Source organism: Candidatus Margulisiibacteriota bacterium (assembly GCA_028706105.1).
Classification (GTDB): domain Bacteria; phylum Margulisbacteria; class Riflemargulisbacteria; order GWF2-35-9; family DYQY01; genus DYQY01.
Map to the genome: position 1 here is coordinate 1 of JAQWCF010000140.1, position 3,051 is coordinate 3,051.

5 protein-coding genes are annotated in these 3,051 nt (G+C 32.0%); all 5 read right to left on the reverse strand.

The features are described from left to right. Nucleotides 1-301: 301 nt before the first annotated feature. Entirely contained in the window at nt 302-622 is a 321-nt protein-coding gene (locus PHF25_09355) for a hypothetical protein (GenBank protein ID MDD4528213.1), read from the reverse strand. Nucleotides 623-731: 109 nt separating this feature from the next. Beyond that, nucleotides 732-923, reverse strand: coding sequence for a hypothetical protein (locus tag PHF25_09360; protein MDD4528214.1), 192 nt, complete (start codon nt 921-923; stop codon nt 732-734). 54 nt (nt 924-977) lie between these two features. Further along, entirely contained in the window at nt 978-1,109 is a 132-nt protein-coding gene (locus PHF25_09365; GenBank protein ID MDD4528215.1) for a hypothetical protein, read from the reverse strand. Between the two features lie 147 nt (nt 1,110-1,256). Next, nucleotides 1,257-1,658, reverse strand: a complete 402-nt coding sequence (locus PHF25_09370; GenBank protein ID MDD4528216.1) for a hypothetical protein — start codon at nt 1,656-1,658, stop codon at nt 1,257-1,259. 282 nt (nt 1,659-1,940) lie between these two features. Beyond that, nucleotides 1,941-2,117 (reverse strand): InlB B-repeat-containing protein, encoded by a 177-nt coding sequence (locus PHF25_09375; GenBank protein MDD4528217.1) that lies wholly within the window; start codon nt 2,115-2,117, stop codon nt 1,941-1,943. Between the last annotated feature and the right edge of the window lie 934 nt (nt 2,118-3,051).

A 3,051-nucleotide genomic window follows, 5' to 3' on the forward strand; every position in this document is an offset into this window, starting at 1 on the left:
CGCCGTATAACTGTTTGTGTTCTTCATGTTATTATTTCCTCCCTTTTATTGAAGCAATTCGCGGCCTTAGAGATGACTATTTTAATTATCTCTTTGACCTATAACTATCTACTCTAAGGCCGCATCCAGCACACAATAAATAGTTTTATTTCTCACTTCTTATAATATAATTATATCATAATAATAAAAAAAAGTCAAATTTCAATCCTTATTAAACCTAAAAAAGGACCTTCTATTTGACTTTCTTATCTTTTATCACTAATTATAAATTATTGCCAATATCTGACGCACTTCCTTCAAATCATATGTCATCATATTTTGGTAGATTATAATATTTTTTCGTATTTATTTTATAAACTATTTCTCGATACCAATATCTGATTGCCGATGGTATTCCTACCAAAATCGGAAATAGTGGACCAAGTAAAGCGTTTTGATATGTATGACCAGTTTCGTGATTTTTTAAATGCTCAGACGGATTTTCACTACAAAGAAACATTAGACCCATTTCAAGTCCACCCCAACCTTTACCTACTTCAATATAATAGATGCCTTTATGTTTCTTAGGTTTTTTACCAAATATTAATAAAACAAGAGTTATAATTAACCCTAAAAGTGTCATTATAATTCCTCAAGTACACGCTAAGATATAATAAAGAGGGCGATGTCTCTTTAAAAAATTCGCCCCTTTATCACACATGTTGTACATGAATCTTCCGATTTTACTAAATTTAGTTGTCATTTTTTAATTTATCAATCATTGCTTCTATCTTGACAATAAGCCATGCTTGAATGTCAGGGTAGAACTTTTTTAATAAATCTAAAGACTTAGCAGGTATTAGTTTTAATATGCTGTCGATTGTGTCTTCTAATGCTTTCTTTTGAGCTTCAGGAGTGAAGTTTCCTTCTTCTTTTAATTTCATAACGTATGTTTGATACGTTTTTCTAACTCCTTCTTCGATTAAGTCCTCGAATTTTCACATAGCATCAGCAAATTTTGTGCCTTCAATTTTGGTTTTAAACCAAGTTATCAGATAAGCACCAACTGCTGTCAATAGTGGGACTGCGACTGTTGTTAAAACTGCTATTACAATTTCTGTCCAATTCATTTTATTACCTCCTTTTATTTTTATTTAGCAATATTCAAAGAGGTATTGTTGCTATCAATGAGCCTCCAAATATTGCTATAATTTTAATTATTAAATGTATAGTTTCGTTCATATTCACCTTCCAGTAAGACGTTTAATTTGCTACTTTCAAATTAATTTTACTTTTTTATTTTGCAATTGAGTACCAGATTCACTTGCATATCCTAATTCTATTAATGGTGTATCCAATAGTGAGCTTACAGTAGAAAAATCATTGTCAAGTAGATAAGTGTGCTTTTCGTTTGGATTTCTTTGTGCTTTAATTACAGCTACATAAGGCGAATTATTATATGTTATAGCAAGATATTCATTTTCGTCTGAGAAAGAAGAAGATGAACCTAAACCTTGGTCTCCATCAGGACTAATTAATGCGTTCATTTTTGTAAATATATCTATTTCTCCTGTTTCATAAATAGTTATGTGAGGTGCGTTAAGATGGGTTACAGCTAAATACTTACTATCTTTTGAAAAGGTGCAACTTAGAGCTATATTTTGTTCTATAGTATTCATTGTAAGTTTGGAAAAATTATCTCCTGTTCCCTTTTTATAAATAGTAAGGCCTGGTGCATTTTGATGACCGATAGCTAAATATTTTCCATCTGGACTAAAAGCACAAGATTCTGCTTTGCCTGGTGGCGCTGTTAAGTTTATTTTACTAAAAGTATCATTAGTTCCTTTTTTATAAATTGTTACATAAGGAGTAGTTTCATGTGCAACTACTAAATATTGATCGTCGCTATTAAATGCACAATCATTTGCTATACTATTTAAATTTGGAACATTAATAAATGTTCAGCTTGCAGTAGTAGTTTTGTTACCTGTACTACCTTTACTTACACCAGTTATTGTCCAACCATTAAAATCATAGCCAGTTTTGGTAGGAGCGAGAAAAGTAATTGAAGGTGTTTCAATGTTATAAGTTGAAGGGTTACTAAGATTGTTAGTTCCACCATCTAAAATATAAGTTATAGTATAAGTTATTGGTGTTCAGCTTGCAGTGTATGTTGCTTCTCCAATAACTGGAGATATTTGTGGTGTTCAACCTGAGAGAGTATAACCATTTCTCTGAAGTGATGGAGGAGTAGGATCAACACCATAATATTCTTGTGTAGTTGTTGAAAGTCCAGTTCCATCATTGCGTATTCAAGTTATAGTATAACTTCTTGGAGTTTGTGTATACTCTGCAGTAATATCTAAATTTTGTGTTACATTCGTAAATGCTTTATCTCAACCACTAAATGTGTAAGTGTATGCTGGTGTTTGAGGTCTTGTAGGATTTGAAGGTGCAGTTGCACTACTACCGTGAGATACAGTTTGTGTTTTTAAAACGGTTTCATCCCAATTTTTAAATACGACTGTGTATGTTTTTATGGCTCCAACTATAACATATCCATCTTGAATTGTTCTAATATTTCCTTCAACAGTTACTGAAGATGTTACTGTAGGATTGTTATACCCAGTTTTTGCTACTGCAGATATTGATAAAACATCTCCATAATATATTTTATTGTCTATTATGGTTGTTCCTGCACTTTGATACGGGCTTGAAGTTCTTGAAACTGTTGTGCTTTGTAATGCTATATTAGTTTCTATTGTAAGTGTGTATTCTTTTGGTTTATATTTTGCATAAATATTAGTATTTGAAGAAATTTCTTCGTAAGACGGCTCTCACCCATCAAAATCAAAACCAGGAAATGTAGGACTGGTTGGTGGAGTTGCATTTTCTTGGTATAAAACGGATTCTGTTTTTAAAGCTTGCACTCCAGGAGTTCCATTAACTGGATTGGAATCAAAAAATCTAACTGTGTATGTTTTTTTAGTCCAAATTGCAGTATATGTTGTAGCTCCAGTAACTGCAACTATTGTTGGCGATCATCCTGAGAGAGTATAACCAGTTTTGGTT